Annotated in this window: 10 protein-coding genes; 6 read left to right on the forward strand and 4 right to left on the reverse strand. The window is 68.6% G+C overall.

Features of this window, described 5'->3' with window-relative positions; translation table 11 throughout:
- Window positions 1-296: 296 nt before the first annotated feature.
- Entirely contained in the window at window positions 297-1430 is a 1134-nt protein-coding gene (locus tag QE399_RS18965) for a response regulator (protein ID WP_309831225.1), read from the reverse strand.
- Window positions 1431-1468: 38 nt separating this feature from the next.
- The gene (locus tag QE399_RS18970; protein WP_309832194.1) at window positions 1469-5896 is read right to left on the reverse strand and encodes a response regulator; all 4428 of its coding nucleotides are present in this window, start codon (window positions 5894-5896) and stop codon (window positions 1469-1471) included.
- A gap of 564 nt (window positions 5897-6460) precedes the next feature.
- On the opposite strand from QE399_RS18970, the gene QE399_RS18975 reads away from it, so the two are divergent.
- Both QE399_RS18975 and QE399_RS18980 read left to right on the forward strand, forming a co-directional pair.
- Window positions 6461-7549 (forward strand): mechanosensitive ion channel family protein, encoded by a 1089-nt coding sequence (locus QE399_RS18975; protein ID WP_309831227.1) that lies wholly within the window; start codon window positions 6461-6463, stop codon window positions 7547-7549.
- An 86-nt stretch (window positions 7550-7635) separates the two neighbouring features.
- Window positions 7636-9474, forward strand: coding sequence for a gamma-glutamyltransferase family protein (locus QE399_RS18980; protein WP_309831228.1), 1839 nt, complete (start codon window positions 7636-7638; stop codon window positions 9472-9474).
- A 135-nt stretch (window positions 9475-9609) separates the two neighbouring features.
- Here QE399_RS18980 and QE399_RS18985 read toward each other — a convergent pair whose 3' ends face one another.
- A complete protein-coding gene (locus QE399_RS18985) occupies window positions 9610-10050 on the reverse strand; it encodes a cupin domain-containing protein (RefSeq protein ID WP_309831230.1) in 441 nt (146 codons plus the stop codon).
- A 602-nt stretch (window positions 10051-10652) separates the two neighbouring features.
- Window positions 10653-11087, reverse strand: coding sequence for a VOC family protein (locus QE399_RS18990; protein ID WP_405043948.1), 435 nt, complete (start codon window positions 11085-11087; stop codon window positions 10653-10655).
- 115 nt (window positions 11088-11202) lie between these two features.
- Here QE399_RS18990 and dnaG point away from each other — a divergent pair, with 115 nt between their 5' ends.
- The 4 genes from dnaG (at window position 11203) to QE399_RS19010 (ending at window position 19066) form a co-directional block, all read left to right on the forward strand.
- Window positions 11203-13233 carry a DNA primase gene (gene dnaG, locus QE399_RS18995; protein WP_309831232.1) on the forward strand — a complete coding sequence of 677 codons (2031 nt, stop codon included), beginning with the start codon at window positions 11203-11205 and terminating at the stop codon, window positions 13231-13233.
- Window positions 13234-13487: 254 nt separating this feature from the next.
- Window positions 13488-15878, forward strand: a complete 2391-nt coding sequence (gene rpoD / locus QE399_RS19000) for an RNA polymerase sigma factor RpoD (protein ID WP_309831234.1) — start codon at window positions 13488-13490, stop codon at window positions 15876-15878.
- A gap of 478 nt (window positions 15879-16356) precedes the next feature.
- The gene (locus QE399_RS19005) at window positions 16357-17997 is read left to right on the forward strand and encodes a methyl-accepting chemotaxis protein (RefSeq protein WP_309831236.1); all 1641 of its coding nucleotides are present in this window, start codon (window positions 16357-16359) and stop codon (window positions 17995-17997) included.
- A 160-nt stretch (window positions 17998-18157) separates the two neighbouring features.
- Window positions 18158-19066, forward strand: a complete 909-nt coding sequence (locus tag QE399_RS19010; RefSeq protein WP_309831237.1) for a LysR family transcriptional regulator — start codon at window positions 18158-18160, stop codon at window positions 19064-19066.
- The last annotated feature ends 242 nt before the right edge of the window (window positions 19067-19308 follow it).

Consider the following 19308-nt stretch of genomic DNA (forward strand, 5'->3'; position numbering starts at 1 on the left):
CTTGCCTAGCAAGGGTTTCAAATAGTTTTCTATTTGAAATCGTTTGGCGACAAGCGCAGCGAGCTATATTTTCAGTAGCATAGGGAGGGCCGCCGGGCCGCTTGCGGAGCTGGGCCGGCACGTACCGGCTGCGCCGGCGGGCCCGCTGACGGCGCCCGGGTGGCGGTCCGCCGCCGCCATCATTGCGCCTCCAGCGCCCGAGGCCGCAGGGTTCAAGCCAGCGCTCGCCTGATCCCGGCCCGCATCCCCCACGCGGCAGGGACGGCGGAGCGGCGGCGCACCACCAACGGCTTGCGTCAGTCCGGATCGGGGTACTTCAGGGCGATGTCGCGGAAGTCGCTGGACAGCTCGACGAAGGCGTCCACCATGTCCGGATCGAAGTGGCTGCCGCGGCCCTTCACGATGATCCCACAGGCCTGCTCGTGCGAGAACGGCGGCTTGTAGACCCGCCGGCTGATCAGCGCGTCGTACACATCCGCCAGGGCCATGAGCCGCGCCGAGAGGGGAATGGCCTCGCCGGCCAGCCCTTCCGGGTAGCCCGTGCCGTCCCACTTCTCCTGGTGGCTGTAGGCGATCTCCTTGGCCACGCTGAGGAAGGCCACGCGCATCCCCAGGCGCCGCTCGGCCTCCTGGATGGCATTGCGGCCGAGCGTGGTGTGGGTCTTCATGACCTCGAACTCCTCCACCGTGAGCTTGCCCGGCTTGAGCAGGATGCTGTCCGGAATGCCGATCTTGCCGATGTCGTGCAGCGGCGCGGACTTGTACAGCAGCTCGATCATGCGGTCGTTGAGCAGGTACTCGAAGCGCGGGTGCGCGCGCAGATGTTCGGCCAGCGTCTTCACGTACAGCTGCGTGCGCCGGATGTGGTTGCCCGTCTCGTTGTCGCGCGTCTCGGCCAGGGAGGTCATGGCCATGATGGTCACGTCCTGGATGGCCTGCACCTCCAGCGTGCGCAGGGCCACCTCGCGCTCCAGGTAGGCGCTCTTGTCGCGCAGGAAGTCGGCGGTGGCCTTCAGCGCCAGGTGGGTGTTCACGCGCGCCAGCAGGATGGGCGGGCTGATGGGCTTGGTGATGTAGTCCACGGCGCCCAGGGCCAGGCCCTCGCGTTCGTCGTCGGGGTTGGAGCGGGCCGTGAGGAAGATCACCGGAATGTCGCGCGTGGACGCCCGGGCCTTGAGCTGGCGGCAGACCTCGTGCCCATCGAGTCCAGGCATCATGATGTCGAGCAGGATCAGGTCGGGCGGGCTGTCGGACTGGGCGATCTTCAGGGCCTTCTCGCCGCTGTTGGCCACCTTGACCTGGTAGTGGTCGCGCAGCAGGCTGCCCATGAGCGTGAGGTTGTCGGGCGTGTCGTCCACCACCAGCACGGTGGCGACGGGCCGCTCCACGTAGGTGGGCGAAGGATCGAGGGCGGTGCGAGAGGGGTCCATGGGAATTCCTGCCAGAGGGGCTCTTCGGGTCGTTGCGCTCAGGGGCCGGGGGGTGCGCCGCCGCCGGGCGCAGCGTCGCGGAGCGCGTCCAGCTGGGCCAGCGCCCGCTCGAACTCGAAGCCCCACGTGTTCTTCTCCAGCGCTTCGTAGCCGCCGCCCAGCAAGCGCAGGAACAGCGGCCGCTGCTGCTGCAGATAGTCCACCGCCGCGGGATCGTCGGTGCGCAGCAGCGTGCGAAGGTGCGCGAGCGCGCCCTCGGCGGCAGCCGCATCCGTGGCTGCGGATGCGCCTGCGGCAGCGCCCTGCCCGGCGGCGTCCACCTTCCGCACCCAGACGTCGATGCCCTGCACGATGGCCGCCAGCGCGCGGCCGAGTGCCTGCTGCAGCGGCCGCAAGGCCTGGGGTGGCTGGCGTTCGCGCAAGGCCTGCTCCAGGGCATGGGCATGCTCGGACAGCGGCTGCGCTCCCACGTTGGCGGCCACCGAGCGCAGCGTGTGCGCCAGGCGCTCGGCCAGCGCCAGATCGCCCGAGGCCAGCGCCTCGGCCAGTTCGGCATCGACATTGCGCTGCCCCTGGACGAAGCGGCGCAGCATGCTGGCGTACAGCGCGGGCTTGCCCAGCGCGCGCTGCAGGCCCAGCGCCGGGTCCAGGCCCGGCACGTCGCCGGGCGGCTCCAGCGAGGCCGCGGCCTCGGCCGCCAGCCCTGCCGTGGCCTGCAGAAACCCGCTGGAGGCCGGCCCAGCAAGCGCGGCCGGGGCGCCGCCCTGCCCTTGGGCCGGCGTGCGGATCCAGCGCGTCAGCGCCGCCCACAGCACCGGCGGATCGATCGGCTTGGCCACGTGGTCGTTCATTCCGGCGGCAAAGCAGCGCTGGCGGTCGGCCTCCATGGCATTGGCGGTCATGGCGATGACGGGCAGATCGGCGTGGCGCGGGTCGGCGCGCAGCTTGCGCGTCGCCGCCTCGCCATCCATCACGGGCATCTGCATGTCCATCAGCACCGCGTCGTAGCGCTGCGCGGCGATGCGCTGCAGCGCCACCAGGCCGTTCTCGGCCACGTCTACGATGAACCCCGCGTCGCGCAGCAGTTCCACCGCCACGAGCTGGTTGAGCTCGTTGTCCTCCACCAGCAGCACCCGCGCACCGCGCAGCGCCTGCGGCAGCACGCAGGGAACGGGTGCCACCAGACGGGCATGCCCCGGCATCCAGCCATGCTCCAGCGGCTGCATCAGCGTATCGTGCAGCACCGAGGCGCTGACGGGCTTGACCAGCACCGTCTCGATGCCCTCGGCGCGGGCCGCGTGCAGGACCTCCTCGCGCCCGTAGGCGGTGACCATGAGCATCTGGGGCACATGGTCCAGCCCCATGTCGCGGATGCGGCGCGCCAGCTCGATGCCGTCCATGTCGGGCATCTGCCAGTCCAGCAGCAGCAGGCCGTAGGCGCTGTGCTCCTGCGTGGCCTCGCGCAGCAGGGCGAGCGCCCGCTCGCCGCCGTGGGCCTGGGTCACTTCGAAGCCCATGGCGTGCAGCATGTCGGCCAGCACGCTGGCCGCCGTGTGGTTGTCGTCCACCACCAGCACGCGGCGCTCGCGCAGGCCGGCCTGCGGTACCTGGGGACGGGCCACCTCGCTGCGCTCCAGCGGCAGCGTCACCCAGAAGGTGGAGCCCTGGCCCAGGGTGCTCTCCACGCCGACCTCGCCGCCCATGAGCTCGGCCAGGCTCTTGCAGATGGCCAGCCCCAGCCCTGTGCCGCCGTAGCGGCGCGTGGTGGAGGTGTCCGCCTGCTGGAAGCTCTGGAACAGGCGCGGCAGCTGCTCCGGCCCCACGCCGATGCCGGTGTCGCGCACCTCGAAGCGCAGCACCACGCGCGGGCCGGCGGCTTCGGCCAGCCGCACGCGCACATGCACCTCGCCACGCTCCGTGAACTTGATGGCGTTGTTGGCGAAGTTGATGAGGATCTGCCCGAGCCGCAGCGAATCGCCCACGAGGTGCGGCGGCACGTCGGCCGCCACGTCAAGCACCAGTTCCAGGCCCTTGGCCCCGGCCTTGTAGCCGACCACGTCGGCCACGCCCTCCAGCACCCGGTCCAACACGAAGGGCTGCTTCTCGACGATGAGCTTGCCGGCCTCGATCTTGGAGAAATCCAGGATGTCGTTGATCACGCCCAGGAGGTGCTGGCCGGCCTGCTGGATCTTGGCGACGTAGTCGCTCTGGCGGGGGTCCAGCCCTGACTTGAGCGCCAGGTGCGACAGGCCGATGATGGCGTTCATCGGCGTGCGGATCTCGTGGCTCATGTTGGCCAGGAAGTTGGACTTGAGCGCCGCCGTCTCCTCCGCCAGCTCCTTGGCGCGCAGCAGCTCCTGCTCGGCGCGCTTGCGGTCGGTGATGTCCACGAAGGTGCCGATGGCGCCGCCCGGCGTGCCATCGGGCTTGGCGAAGCCGTGCAGCCAGAACAGCGTGTGGTGCACCTCGCCGTCGGCATAGGGCAGATCGACCTCCCGGTGCACGAACTGCTCGCTGGCCAGGGCCTGGTCGGTGTCGCCCTCGAACTGCTCGCGGTCGGCGTCGGGCAGGAAGCCCAGGTCGAGCACGGTCTTGCCGATGAGCGCGTCGCGCTGCACGCCGAAGGCCTGCTCGTAGGCGCGGTTGAAGCCGATGTAGCGGCCGTCCGCACCCTTGTAGAAGAGCGGCACCGGAATGGCGTCCACCAGGGCCTGCTGGAAGACCAGCTGCTCGGCCACCTGCCGCTCCAGCAGGCGCTGGTCGGTCACGTCCTCGATCACCCACAGCGAGGCCGCCTGGCAGCCTTCCATCTTGAGGCTGCGGCCCGCCATGCGCACCTCGCAGGGCGATCCGTCCTGGCGCAGCAGCGTGGCGCTCTCGCGCACCGGCAGGCCGGCCGCCAGCGCGCCCTGCACGCGCTCCAGAAAAGCCGCATGCGCGGCATCGTCCCCGAACAGCGTCTGCCAGCGCGCGCCCAGCAGGCGCGACGCCGTGGTGCGCACCAGCTCGGTGAAGGCCGGGTTGAACTGCCGGAACACGCCGTCGCACACCAGAACGATCGGCGGCGCGTTGTCGAAGATGGCCGTCTGCTGCTCCAGCAGCTCGTTGAGCAGGCGTTCGCGCTGCTCGCGCTCCTTGGCCTCCTTGATGCGGGCCGAGGCATCCTCGTGCAGCCCCACGATGGCGATGCACCGGCCGCGTCCGTCGTACACGGGTGAAAGGATGGCTTCGTCGTGGTAGAGCGTGCCGTCCTTGCTGCGGTTGAGAAAGCGCCCCTGCCAGGAGCGCCCGGCAATGAGGTGGGACCACATATCGTGGTACGTGGCGGTGGGCGTCTGCCCGCTGGCCACCACCGCGGGCTTGCGGCCGCGCACCTCGTCCAGCGTGTAGCCGGTCTTGCGTTCGTACTGCGCATTCACCCAGTCGATGCGCCCCTGGGCGTCGGTGATCACCACCGACACCGGACTGCTCTCCAGAGCAGCGCCCAGCACCTGGAAACGCTCCATCGCCACCTGCATGCGCCGGCGGTTGCGCAGGATGTCCAGCACCATGCCGCCGAGCAGGGCCAGCAGCGCGAAGGCCGCGCCGCCCACCTGCCAGCGCTGGGCCGCCGGCATCAGCACACTGACGTCGTCCAGCATCACCAGCTGCCAGGCGCCGCCCGGGTCCTGCCAGTCGATGTCGTGCCGGTCCAGCGCATAGGTCACGCCGTCGATCACGGCCTCGCGCGAGTCGCGCAGGAAGGGCAGCGCCGAGGCCACGCCGTTGTCGAAATGCCGACCGAACTGCCGCAGTTGCCGCACCGCGTCGATGCGCTCCTGCGTGAGGGGAGGCTCCATGGCGTACTGCCATTCCGGCCGCGTGGACGCAAAGGCTACGCCCTGCGGAGACAGCAGCAGCATGGGATGGCCCACGCGCCCGAGCATGGCGTCGTACGCGTCGAACGCCACCTTCAGCAGCACCGCGCCGATGATGTTGCTGGCCGGGCTGTCGCCCTCGTACAAGGGGGCCGCGTGGTACAGGCCGCGCTCCAGCGTGTTGGTGCCCACGGCGGCATACACGTTCACGGCCCCCGCCATGGCCTGGCGGAAGTACGGCCGGAAGGCCAGGTTCTGCCCTATGGCCGCCGTGTCCGCCGTGTCGTGCGCCACCACGGTTCCATCGGCCGAGAGCACGTAGACCGCGTTGACCAGGAAGCGCCCGCGCGCCACGCCCATGCGCGCCAGCGCTTCCGGCGCCTGCGGCGGCAGGCGGCCCAGGGCCACATCCTTCAGAGCCGGCTCGCTCAGTCCCATGAGCGTCACCGCGCCCAGCATGGGCCCGCCGGTGGTCAGGCCGATGAGGTTGTCGGCAGTGCGCTGCAGGATCTGGGTCCGCTCGCGGGCACGGTCCGCCGCGCGCAGGTGGGCCAAGCCCTCCACCACGGCCCAGGCGCCGGCGAGCGCGACGAGCACCACCACCAGCATGCCGCGCCAGCGGTGGGCGCCCCGGTCGCCGATGCGCTCCAGCAGCGAGGACAGGCTGCGCCCCGAGCGCTGACTCACGGCCGTGCCTCCGGCCGCGCAGCCGCCCTGCGCGGCGCGATGGCAGCCGCTGCAGGGCCTGCCGGGTGATGGTGATAGTGCCTGTGCCGCTTCATCCTGCTCCCTACGATGGCGGTGGACGCTGCTCCGCCGACGGCGGAACGCGTGGTGTGGGTACTGCAATCATGTGGATTCTCGACCGCGCTGCAAACGGCAGGCTGACACCGCAGCCGGGCGCTGGAGCAGGCAGGCGAAAACGCACAGTATGTCAAAACGTAACGAATTTGGCGCTTTTTGTTGCGAGATCGCAAGGCGTTTGCAAGCAAGGCCGGCATGGCGCGATGCGGGACGAATTCCCACACGCGGGCGTGACGCCGCCGTTTACCCTGCTGCAGCAACCGCCTTGTCTTCAACCCACCGCACCCGTACGCGGGCGCGCTGCGCGGCGGCGCGCATGGCACCGGGGATGCACCGCCCCTACCGCCACCGCCTGGCCGCTCCCAACCCATGATCGATCTAGACCCCCTGCAACTGTCTCCCTGGCTGGCCACCGCCCTGGCGGCGCTGATCGCCGTCACCGCAGCCGCGCTCTTGCATCGCATCGCCGTCGTGGTGGCGCTGCGGGCCACGCGCTCCACGCCGCTGCTGCACGCCATCGTGCGGTCCTGCATACCGGTCATGCGCGTGTTTCTGCCCCTGGTCGCCCTGCAGCTGGTGTGGCAGGCCGCCGCGAACGAGCAGCGCTACATCGACAGCGTGCGCCACCTCAATGGCCTGGCCGTGATCGCCTGCGCCACCTGGCTGCTGATGCGGGCCATCCGCGGGCTGGCCAACGGGGTGATCGCGCGGCACCCCGCCGATGTGGAAGACAACCTGCAGGCCCGCCGCATCGCCACGCAGGCCCGGGTCCTGGCCCGCACGGCCATGACGGGCGTGTTCATGGCCGGCCTGTCGCTCATGCTCATGACGTTTCCCGGCGCACGGCAGGTGGGCGCCAGCCTGCTGGCGTCGGCCGGCGTGGTCGGCCTGGTGGCCGGCATCGCGGCGCGGCCGGTGTTCAGCAACATGATCGCCGGGCTGCAGATCGCGCTGGCCCAGCCCATCCGCATCGACGACGTGCTCATCATCGAAGGCGAATGGGGCCGCGTGGAAGAGATCACCGGCACCTATGTGGTGCTGCGCATCTGGGACGAGCGCCGCCTGATCATTCCGCTGCAGTGGTTCATCGAGAACCCGTTCCAGAACTGGACGCGCACCAGCTCCGAGATCCTGGGCACGGTTTTTTTGTATGCCGACTACCGGCTGCCGCTGGACCCGCTGCGCGCCGAGCTGGACCGCATCCTGGAGACCGCGCCCGAATGGGACAAGCGCGTGAAGGTGCTGCAGCTCACCGACGTGACCGAGCGCACCATCCAGATCCGGGTGCTGGTCTCGGCCCGCTCGTCGGGCCTCGCCTTCGACCTGCGTTGCCGCGTGCGGGAGGGCCTGGTCACCTACATCCAGCGCGAATTTCCCGATTGCCTGCCCCAGGTGCGCGCCCCGGCCGACGCCGTGCCCCGCAGCGATGCCGCCCTGCCCCCGGCCCAGAAGCCCTGAGCGCAGCCGCCCGGCCGGCGTAAACAGCCCCCGCCACCGGGCCCGCGCACTACGATGCACCTTCCCCCATCCGGACGGAGACTCCCATGACCCAGAACCTCTCCCGCGCACGCTGGGCCGCCATCGCGGCGGCCGTGGTGCTCACGGCCTGCGCCAGCGGACCGCATTTCGACTACACGGTGCCGGACCAGCCCGAAGGCTCGTCCGGCTACACGGAGAAGCCGGGCTGGGCGACCAAGCGCTTCGCCGTGGCGGCCGCCAACCACCTGGCCACCGACGCCGGCTACCAGGTGCTCAAGGCGGGCGGCACGGCGGTGGACGCCGCCATCGCGGTGCAGATGGTGCTGACGCTGGTGGAGCCGCAGTCCAGCGGCATCGGCGGCGGGGCCTTCCTGCTGCATGCGGCGGGCAGCAAGGTGGAGGCCTACGACGGCCGCGAGACGGCTCCGCGCGGCGCCACCGAGAACCTCTTCCTCCAGGCCGACGGCAAGCCCATGGCCTTCCACGATGCCGTGGTGGGCGGCCGTTCAGTGGGCGTGCCCGGCACGGTGCGCATGCTGGAGCAGGCCCACAAGGAGCACGGCAAGCTGGCCTGGTCGGCCCTGATGCAGCCCGCCATCCAGCTGGCCGAGAACGGCTTCAAGGTGAGCGCCCGGCTGCACACCCTGCTGGCCAGCGAGAAGTACCTGAAGCAGGACCCGGCCGCCCGCGCCTACTTCTACGACGCCGCCGGCCAGCCCTGGCCCGTGGGCCACGTGCTGAAGAACCCCGAGCTGGCCGACGTGCTCCGGGGCATTGCCCGCCGCGGCTCCAAGGCGCTGCTGGAGGGCGACGTGGCCGAGGCCATCGTCGCCAAGGTGCAGCGCCATCCCACCAACCCCGGCACGCTCACGCTGGCCGACCTGGCCGGCTACCAGCCCAAGAAGCGCGACGCGCTGTGCTCCGACTACCAGCTGGGCGCCAAGGACTTTCAGCTGTGCGGCTTTCCGCCGCCCAGCTCCGGGGCCATCGCCGTGGCGCAGATCCTCGGCATCCTGAAGAACACCGACGCCACCGCGCTGCCGCTGCAGGAAGGCCCCGGCGGCGCGCAGGACCCGCTGGGCCAGGTGCCGAGCGCCGATTGGCTCTATCTGTACAACGAGGCGGCCCGCCTGGCCTTTGCCGACCGCGCCCTGTACGTGGCCGACCCGGACTTCGTACAGCCGCCCGCCGGCAGCTGGAAGAGTCTGGTGGACCCGGCCTACCTCGCCAAGCGCGCCAAGCTCATCGGCCCCCAGAGCATGAAGACCGGCCAGCCCGGCACGCCCCGCGGCGCCCAGCGCATGGCCTACGCGCCCATGCCGGAGCAGCCGGAGTACGGCACCAGCCACATCAGCATCGTGGACGGCCAGGGCAACGCGGTCGCCATGACGACCACCATCGAGGACCAGTTCGGCTCGCGCCAGATGGTCAAGGGCTTTCTGCTCAACAACGAGCTGACCGATTTCAGCCTCGCCCCGCGCGACGCCAGCGGCCAGCCCATCGCCAACCGGGTCGAGCCCGGCAAGCGCCCGCGCTCGTCCATGGCACCCACGCTGGTGTTCGACAAGGCCACGGGCGAGCTGCTGATGAGCGGCGGCAGCCCCGGCGGCGCGATGATCATCCACTACACCGCCAAGACGCTGTACGGCATCTTCCACTGGGGCCTGACGCCCCAGCAGGCCATCAACCTGCCCAACTTCGGCACGCTGGGCGGCCCGACGCTGCTGGAGGAAAAGCGCTTCACCTCGGCCACGGTCGAATCCCTGCGCCAGCGCGGCGCCGAGGTGCGCGAGATGAACATGACCAGCGGCCTGCAGGCCCTTACCCGCGCCCACATCCACGGCGAGCCCATGTGGCTGGGCGGCGCCGACCCGCGCCGCGAAGGCGTGGTGATGGGGGACTGACACCCAGCCCAAATGGCCTCAAGCGCCTGATGCTGCTGCGCAAGCAGCTATCGAACAAAGAGCACCCGCGGGTGCTCTTTGTCGTTAGGGTGCGCGGCCCGCCGGCACACCCTGCTGCGCGCCAGCCGCGCCGGGCTACTGCTCGGCGATCACGTCCACGAACACCAGCGGCTCGGTGCCGGTGTTGGTCAGGCCATGGGCCTCGCCCTTGCGCACGATGGTCACGTCGCCGGCCTTCACCGGAACCTCCGCACCGTCCTTGTCCTTGAAGCTGCCGCGGCCGGACACGATGATGTAGGTGTCCTCGTTGGTGGTGTGCTTGTGGTAGCCGATGGAGTCGCCGGGCGCCAGCGTGAGCCAGCTGATCTCCTTGATGGCATGGTCCTTCAGCGCCTTGTCGCGGGTGAAGGCGTACTCGCCCACCAAGGTGCCCTTGCCGCCGCCGGCCGACTCCTTGTTGGCCTTGATGAGCTGCTCCTTGGTGAACACATCGGCCGCGGCGGGCACGGCGGACAGCGCCAGCAGCAGGGCGCAAGCCGTGGCGGCAACGGGGTGGTGGGGTCGCTTTTTCTTCATGGGTGTCTCCTCCGGGATGGTGGTGGTGTCGTCCCGGCTCCGCGGGGACTGGCATCCCTCGGGCGTCGCAAGCGCCGAGGGCCCCATGGCGCCCCGTGCCGGGATCGGCGGGATCTTAGAGCCTGTTCACGATCTTCAGGGGTCGCGCAGCGGTCTTTGCGGGATGGCGTGCAAGGCGCGGTGCGCTGTGGATAGCTCGGCTATCCACCAGCGCCGCAACGCCGCAGACCGCCCGCAAAGGCCACTGCCCGAAGGGTTGGAGCGAAATCGGGCGATTGAACGCCTCGAATGCTTGCATGGGCACGAGCCCATGCGGCGCATCCGAGGCATCCACTCATCCCGATTGCGCTCCAACGCGATCCCCTGTGAGATCGTGAACAGGCTCTTAGGCGCGGCCTGCCCTGCGCCGCACTGCGTGAAACCCCAACGGCAGGGGCCGGCGCGGGCGGCGCGGGCGGCGCGCCTGGCCGGGCCCGGCCAGCGCCGCTACGCGCCCCGGGCGAGGCGCCCGGCAGAACTCAAGCAAAAACGCCCTCCAGCGCTTATGCAGCAAGCGCATATAGCTATACTTAATATAGCAATCAACCCGCCAGGGAAGCGCCTCAGGCCGCGTAGATCGCCTCGACCGTCTTGAAGCCCTTCACCTCGATCGGGTTGCCGAAGGGATCGCGGAAGAACATCGTCCACTGCTCGCCGGGCTCGCCCTCGAAGCGCACCTGCGGTGCCAGCACGAAGTCCGTGCCGGCCTGCTGCAGCCGCTCGGACAGCGCCTTCCATTCCGGCAGCAGCAGGATGATGCCGAAGTGCGGCATGGGCACCATCTTGCTGCCGACCTTGCCGGTGGCGGCCGTGGCGAAGGGCTCGCCCAGATGCATCGAGATCTGGTGGCCGAAGAAATCGAAGTCCACCCAGGTGTCGGTGCTGCGCCCCTCCCGGCAGCCCAGCACGCCGCCGTAGAAGGCGCGGGCCGCGTCCAGGTCGGTCACGTTGAAGGCGAAGTGGAAGATCGAGGGCACGGGCAAGGTGGTGTTAGTCATGGGGCGCAATGGGTGGGGCGACGGAACAGTCCTGCAGCGTGCCACAGTTTGCCGGACACCGCCGCGTCCGGCCCTACAAGCCAGCCACGGTCCGCGCATCGGCGAAAATACCCGCGTGGCCATCCCCCAGTCGTTCATCCAGGAGTTGCTTTCGCGCGTCGACGTGGTCGACATCGTCGGCCGCTACGTGCAGCTCAAGAAGGGGGGCGCCAATTTCATGGGGCTGTGCCCCTTCCACGGGGAGAAGTCGCCCTCGTTCAGCGTCAGCCCCTCCAAGCAGTTCTATCACTGCTTCGGCTGCGGCAAGAACGGCAACGCCATCGGTTTCCTGATGGACCACGCCGGCATGGGCTTCATCGAGGCCGTGACCGACCTGGCCCAGCAGGTCGGCCTGCAGGTGCCCGACGACAACATCTCCCCCCAGGAACGCGAACGCGCCAACGCCCAGCGGCAGAAGCAGGCCACCCTGACCGACGTGCTGGAGAAGGCCGGGGAGTCCTGGCGCAAGCACCTGCGGGAGGCGCCCCGCGCCATCGAATACCTCAAGGGCCGGGGCCTCTCCGGTGCCATCGCCAAGCGCTACGGCCTGGGCTACGCCCCCGAAGGCTGGCGCGGCCTGGCGAGCGTGTTTCCGCAGTACGACGACCCGCTGCTGGAGGAAAGCGGCCTGGTGATCGTGAACGACGAGGACGGCGGCAAGCGCTACGACCGCTTCCGCGACCGCATCATGTTCCCCATCCGCAACGTCAAGGGCGAATGCATCGGCTACGGCGGGCGCGTGCTGGGGGACGAGAAACCCAAGTACCTCAACTCGCCGGAAACCCCGGTCTTTCACAAGGGCCGCGAACTCTACGGCCTGTTCGAGGCGCGCACCGCCGTGCGCGAGCACGGCTTCGCCCTCGTCACCGAGGGCTACATGGACGTCGTCGCCCTGGCCCAGCTCGGTTTTCCCAATGCCGTGGCCACGCTGGGCACGGCCTGCACGGCCGACCATGTGCACAAGCTGTTCCGCTTTACCGATACCGTGGTCTTCAGCTTCGACGGCGACGGCGCCGGCCGGCGCGCCGCACGCAAGGCGCTGGACGGCGCCCTGCCCTACGCCACCGACACGCGCAGCGTGAAGTTTCTCTTTCTGCCGGCCGAGCACGACCCCGACAGCTTCATCCGCGCCCACGGCACCGATGCCTTCGCGCGCCACGTGACCGAAGCCATGCCGCTGAGCCGCTTCCTCATCGAGGCCGCCCGGGAGGACTGCGACCTCACCACCGCCGAAGGCCGCGCCCGCATGCTCAGCAACGCCCGCCCGCTGTGGACGACCCTGCCCGACGGCGCGCTGCGCCGGCAGCTGCTGACCGAATTGGCCAGCCTGGGCCAGCTCGATGCCAAGGACCTGGCCGAGCTGTGGAATGCCGCCAGCGCCCAGGACGCGGCCCGCCAGCCCGGGGGCCGAAGCGCCCCGGCCGCCGCTGCGCCCCGGCCCGCCCTGGCCGAGCCCGACCCGTACGCCGACGAGCCGCCCTGGGGCATGTCCGCACACGAATCCACCTGGCTGCCACCCGGGGACGCCCTGCCTGCGGGCGGCGGTGGCGGCTTCGAGCGGCGCAATTTCAGCAAGGGCAAGGGCGACTGGAAAAGCGACTGGAAGGGCAAGGGCAAGTGGCGCAAGGACGAGCGCCCCCCGCAGCCGCCGCTGCCCCGAACCCCTGCCGCCAGCCGTACCGACCATGCGGCCCGACTGCTGCTGTCGCACATGGAATTCCTGGAAGACCTCACCCACGAGGACCACGCCACGCTGTGCGCCCAGCCGACGCCGCACGGCCCGCTCTTCACCTGGCTCGAAGGGCAGTTCCACGAGCACGGCCCCCAGGCCTGGGCCGTACTGCGCGAGGCGCTGCGCGACCATGAATGCGAGGCCCTGGCCGAGCGGGTCATGACCGGCTCCCACGCCCAGACCGAAGGCGACGAGGCCGAACTGCGCTGGGAACTGCGGGGCCTGCTCAACCGCATGCTGGTGGAAAGCATCAACCAGCAGCAAAAAATCCTGGTGCTGGCCGCCAGCCAGGACCCGGCGGCCCTGGTGCGCTACAAGGAATTGGAAGTGCGGCGCAAGGCATTGCTTGACAACGGCCAGAAACTTGAGTCTTGAAAACCGCCGGATCGGTATAATGTAGGGTTTGTCGGCAAGAGCGACAGCAGCACCTCCGGGCCGGGCAACCGTGACAAACACGCACAACCGCCCTTCATACCGCAAGGACTGCACTCCAAATGTTCGCCCAGACATCTTGCCCCTGAGGGTTGCCCCTCGACTGCACAGGCCCCCGCGCCTGCGCCGTGCCACCGCGCCAGAACGCTGAGGCGCTTGCGTTTTCTTTGTGTCCGTTTTTGACCCTGAGGTTGTCCATGCCCGCTCAAAAGTCCGCGAAGTCGCCCAAGTCCGCCCCAGGCACTGCTGCGAAGGCCGCTCCCCCCACCGCCGCCAAAGCCCCCGCCAAGGCCGCTCCTGCGAAGGCTGCAGCCGCTGCCAAGGCTCCAGCCGCCAAGAAAGTCCAGAACGTGTCGTTGAAAAGCCAAGCCGAGCTGAAAAAAGCTGCCGATGAATTGCTGAAGAAGAAGCCCGCCCGCGCCAAGGCGGAGCCTGCTGCCGAAGAAGAGACCCCCAAGAAGCGCCCCGGCCGTCCGGCCAAGGCCGCAGGCGACGCCACCGCCGCCGCCAAGACGCCCGCCAAGCGCGGCCGCAAGCCCAAGGCCGCTGCGGCCAGCGACGACGGCGCGGACGACACCGACCTGTCCGACATCGAGTCGGATCTGGAAGGCGAGGTCGAAGCCGAAGCCGAGACCCCTGCCGCCGCTGCCGCCCCGGCAGAGAAGGTCAAGCCGCTGCGCATGAAGATCAGCAAGGCCAAGGAACGGGCCTTGATGAAGGAATTCGGCCTGGACGAAACCGTCCTGTCCGAAGAAGACATGGCCAAGCGCCGCTCGCAGCTCAAGAAGCTGATCACGCTGGGCAAGACGCGCGGCTACCTGACGCAGGTCGAAATCTCCGACCACTTGCCCGACAAGCTGGTCGATGCCGAGACCATGGAAGTCGTGGTCACCATGCTCAACGACATGGGCGTGGCCGTGTACGAGCAGACGCCGGATGCCGAAACGCTGTTCCAGAACAACGTGACGCCCACGGCCACTACCGTGGAAGAAGCCGAGGAAGAAGCCGAAGCCGCCCTGTCCACCGTGGACAGCGAATTCGGCCGCACGACCGACCCGGTCCGCATGTACATGCGCGAAATGGGCACGGTCGAACTGCTGACCCGCGAAGGCGAAATCGAGATCGCCAAGCGCATCGAAGGCGGCCTGATGGCCATGATGGAGGCGATCTCCGCATCGCCCGCCACCATCGCCGAGATCCTGGCCATGGGCGAGGAGATCCGTGAGGGCAAGGTCGTCATCTCCACCATCGTGGACGGCTTCTCCAACCCCAACGAGGCCGACGACTACGTGGCCGAAGAAGACTTCGACGAATTCGACGAAGAGGACGACGACGACGGCAAGGGCGGCTCCAAGGCCCTGACCAAGAAGCTGGAAGAGCTGAAGAACGAAGCGCTGCGCCGGTTCGACAACCTGCGCGGGCTCTTCGAGAAGATGCACAAGATCTACGACAAGGAAGGCTACGGCACTCCGGCGTACATGAAGGCGCAGCAGGCCCTCTCGGCCGAGCTGATGACCATCCGCTTCACCGCCAAGACCATCGAGAAGCTGTGCGACATGGTGCGCGGCCAGGTGGACGACGTGCGCAAGAAGGAGCGCGAGCTGCGCCGCATCATCGTGGACAAGTGCGGCATGCCGCAGGAAGTGTTCATCAAGGAGTTCCCGCCCAACCTGCTGAACCTCAAGTGGGTCGAGAAGCAGGCCGCTTCCGGCAAGCCCTGGAGCACCGTCCTGCAGCGCAACATCCCGCCCGTGCAGGAGCTGCAGCAGCGCCTGATGGATCTGCAGTCCCGCGTGGTGGTGCCGCTCACGGAACTCAAGGACATCAACAAGCGCATGAACGAGGGCGAATCGACCTCGCGCGATGCCAAGAAGGAAATGATCGAGGCCAACCTGCGCCTCGTGATCTCCATCGCCAAGAAGTACACGAACCGCGGCCTGCAGTTCCTCGACCTGATCCAGGAAGGCAACATCGGCCTGATGAAGGCCGTGGACAAGTTCGAATACCGCCGCGGCTACAAGTTCTCCACGTACGCCACGTGGTGGATCCGCCAGGCCATCACGCGCTCGATCGCCGACCAAGCCCGCACCATCCGGATCCCGGTGCACATGATCGAGACGATCAACAAGATGAACCGCATCAGCCGCCAGCACTTGCAGGAGTTCGGCTTCGAACCCGATGCATCCATCCTGGCGGCCAAAATGGAGATTCCGGAAGACAAGATCCGCAAGATCATGAAGATCGCCAAGGAGCCGATCTCCATGGAAACGCCGATCGGCGACGACGACGACAGCCACCTGGGCGATTTCATCGAAGACAGCGCCAACACCGCGCCCATCGATGCCGCCATGCAGGCCGGCCTGCGCGACGTGGTGAAGGACATCCTGGACGGCCTGACGCCGCGTGAAGCCAAGGTGCTGCGCATGCGTTTCGGTATCGAGATGTCGACCGACCACACTCTGGAAGAAGTGGGCAAGCAGTTCGACGTGACCCGCGAACGCATCCGCCAGATCGAAGCCAAGGCGCTGCGCAAGCTCAAGCACCCCAGCCGCTCCGACAAGCTGCGCAGCTTCATCGACTCGCTGTAAGCACTGCGACCGGCCCCGCCCGGTGGCTCCAAAGGCCTGGCCTGCGAAAGCAGGCCAGGCTTTTTTCATGCGTGCAGCCCTGCGCCCCCCGCGTTGAAGAGTGGCGAAAGGCACATGCCACCCGCCTGCCCCGCCGCGCTCAGTAACGCAGCCGCAGCACGGCGCGGCCCGTCGCGATTCGCAGACCGCCCCCCAAACCATCTGCCTGCAGACCATTCCAAATTCGAAAGCGCCGGTTTCCCAAATTTCGCTTTTTGTTCCGTGGTGTGAAACATAAACTTACCGCGCTGCAGAATCCGTCGGCTCAGCGCCAGGATCTGCCGGTAGCCCGGGAGGGGTCCACCACACGCCAACCACGTACTGGCGCGCTCCATACAGGGGCCGCGCGCTCCGACGTACCCATGCTTGCCGCCGGCAGATTCAGGCACCCCGAAGGAGTGCATTCAAGAATCTCTTCAGTGAACCAGGAAAACGGGCAATGAGTACCAAGGGCTTCGGCAATCTGCGGATCGGCTACCGCATCGGGCTGGCGTTCGCCGCCACCATCGTGCTGCTGATCGTCGTGGCGGTGCTGTCCGTCACGTCGCTGGACCGCGTGAACGATGCGCTGCACTCCGTCACCAAGGACTACTACGTCAAGGTGCGTCTGCTGGACGACATCGCCGATGAGGTGGACCTGCAGGCCCGCCTGGTCCGCAACCTGTTGATCTTCGAGGCCCCCGAGGTCCGCGCGCGCGAGGTCAAGGGCATCGAGACCAGCTACGCCACCGTGACCACGCTGTACGCGCGCCTCACCGAAATGGTGAGGCAGGAAACCGGCAAGAAGCTGCTGGCGGAGGTGCAGACCCGGCGCACCCAGTACTCCAAGGACATCGACACCTTCCTGGCCCTGGTGCGCAGCGAGCAGATCGCCGAGGCCAAGGTGCACCTGGAGAACGCGCTGCGCAACAGCCAGCTCAGCTACATGGCATCGATGAAGGCCCTGGCGGACTACCAGCAATCCATGACGGACAAGGCTAGCGAATACGCCAACCAGCAGGTGCGCTCGGGCACGCTGATCGTGCTGGCCATTGCGGTGGCCGCCGTGCTGGTGTCGGTGGTGCTGGGCTGGCTCATCACCCGTTCCATCACCCGGCCCATCGGCCGCGCTGTCGAAGTGGCAGAGACCGTGGCCGCGGGCGACCTCACCTCCCGCATCGAGGTCAGCAGCCGGGACGAAGTGGGCCAGCTCCTGGCCGCGCTGCAGCGCATGAACGCCAGCCTGGTGGACATCGTGGGCAACGTGCGTACCGCGTCCGACTCGATCGCCACCGGCTCGGTGCAGATCGCCAACGGCAACGCAGACCTGAGCCAGCGCACCGAGGAACAGGCCAGCAACCTGGAGGAAACCGCCGCCTCGATGGAAGAGCTGACCTCTACCGTGCAACAGAACGCCGACGCCGCGCGCCGGGCGCAGCAGCTCGCCGCCACCGCCACGCGCGTGGCCACCGACGGCGGCTCCGTGGTGGGCGACGTGGTCTCGACCATGAACGACATCAAGACCAGCTCCGGCCGCATGGCAGAAATCATCGGCGTGATCGACGGCATCGCCTTCCAGACCAACATCCTGGCGCTGAACGCGGCGGTGGAAGCAGCGCGTGCGGGCGAACAGGGCCGCGGCTTTGCCGTGGTGGCGGGCGAAGTGCGCAGCCTGGCCGGCCGCAGCGCCGAGGCCGCCAAGGAAATCAAGGCCCTCATCGAGGCCAGCGTGGCCCGCGTGAACACCGGCGGCGACCTGGTCGAACAGGCCGGCCGCACCATGAACGATGTGGTGTCGCAGGTCACGCAGGTGTCGTCGCTGATCTCCGAGATCAGCGCCGCCAGCGCCGAGCAGTCCAGCGGCATCAACCAGGTGGGCAACGCCGTGCAGCAGCTCGACCAGGTGACCCAGCAGAATGCGGCCCTGGTGGAGGAAAGCGCCGCCGCGGCCGACAGCCTGAAGTTCCAGGCGGAAGCGCTGTCGCGCGTCGTGGCACAGTTCCGGCTACCGTCGGACGGCATCGCCACCGCCGCCTCGCCCACAGCCATTCGGGGCTCAGCCACTGCTTCGCCCTTGCTGGTGGGCGCCACGGCCTACTGAGGCCTGCGGGGCGCGGGCCCCCAACCGGCCCCGCGATGGAGCGATGCGGACGGCGGCACGCAGGCTGGCCGGACGCTGCAGGCATTCTGTGCCGCAGCCCCGCTGGCCTTGGCACCACCCGGGGGCGTGAACGCCCGCCCCTCTTTTTCTCCGTCACTCCATGGACCTCAGAACGCTTCGTTTATTCGTGGAGATCGCAAGGCTGGGAAGCTTTGCGGAAGCCGCCAAGACGGTGTTCACCACCCAGTCGACCGTCAGCAAGGCCATCAAGAATCTGGAGGGCGAGCTGGGCGTGCGGCTGGTGGAACGCTCCGGCCGCAGCAAGGGGCTGACGCAGGCGGGCGAGCTGCTGTACCAGCGCGCGCTCAACATGCTCGACGAGATGAGCCATCTGGAGATCGAGCTTGCCCAGATCCAGGGCCTGCAGCGCGGCAGCCTGCGCATCGGGTTTCCCAAGATGGGCACCAGCGCGTTCTACGCCGGGCTGTTCGCCAAGTTCCGCCAGCGCTACCCCGACATCGACGTGCACATCTCCGTGGAGCCGCTGCAGCGGCTGGAAGACCAGTTGCGCGATGGCGATGTCGATCTGGCCGCCCTGCTGGCCCCCGAATCCACCGACTTCGACTGGCAGCACGTTCGCACCGAATCGCTGATGGCCCTGGTGCCGCAGCCCTTCCTGTCCACGCCGCGCACGCACATCACGCTGGAAGAACTGGCGCGCTGGCCCTTCATCCTGTTCGAGGATGGCTGCACGCTGAACGAGGCCATCGTGCAGGCCTGCGCCCGCCAGGGCGTGCAGGTGCACATGGATCTGGTCAGCACCGGCCAGATCGATTTCATCACCGAGCTGGTGGCCTCGCGCCTGGGCGTGAGCCTGCTCCCGCGGGCACTGACCCAGTGGCGCCAGCATCCCGAAGTGCGCTACCTGGAGGTGCCGGAGCTGCAAGGGCTGTGGCAGTTCACCCTGGCATGGCGCCGCGGTGCCCACCTCTCCTACCCCGCCCGGGCGTGGCTGGCCCTGGCGCAAGAACACTTCAAGCAGGCTCCGACGCTACCGGCAACGGCCTGACGGAACAGGCCGCAGCACGGGCCGGCGCTGCAGCCGCAGCCAACCAGCCAGCACTCACGGGCACAGGCGTGCCGCGCCCGGCTCTGCAGGGCACCGCACAGCGCCGCACCACGCCGTGCTGCGCCACACGGGCAGACCCGACAGAGGCAACGGCAAGCCCGGAGACAAACGCGTCAACGATGCGCCGAGAAGGCGGCTAGCATCGTCCCGCTGTCATCCATTCATCCATTCATTACATCCCG

The sequence above is a fragment of the Paracidovorax wautersii genome (assembly GCF_031453675.1).
GTDB lineage: Bacteria > Pseudomonadota > Gammaproteobacteria > Burkholderiales > Burkholderiaceae_C > Paracidovorax.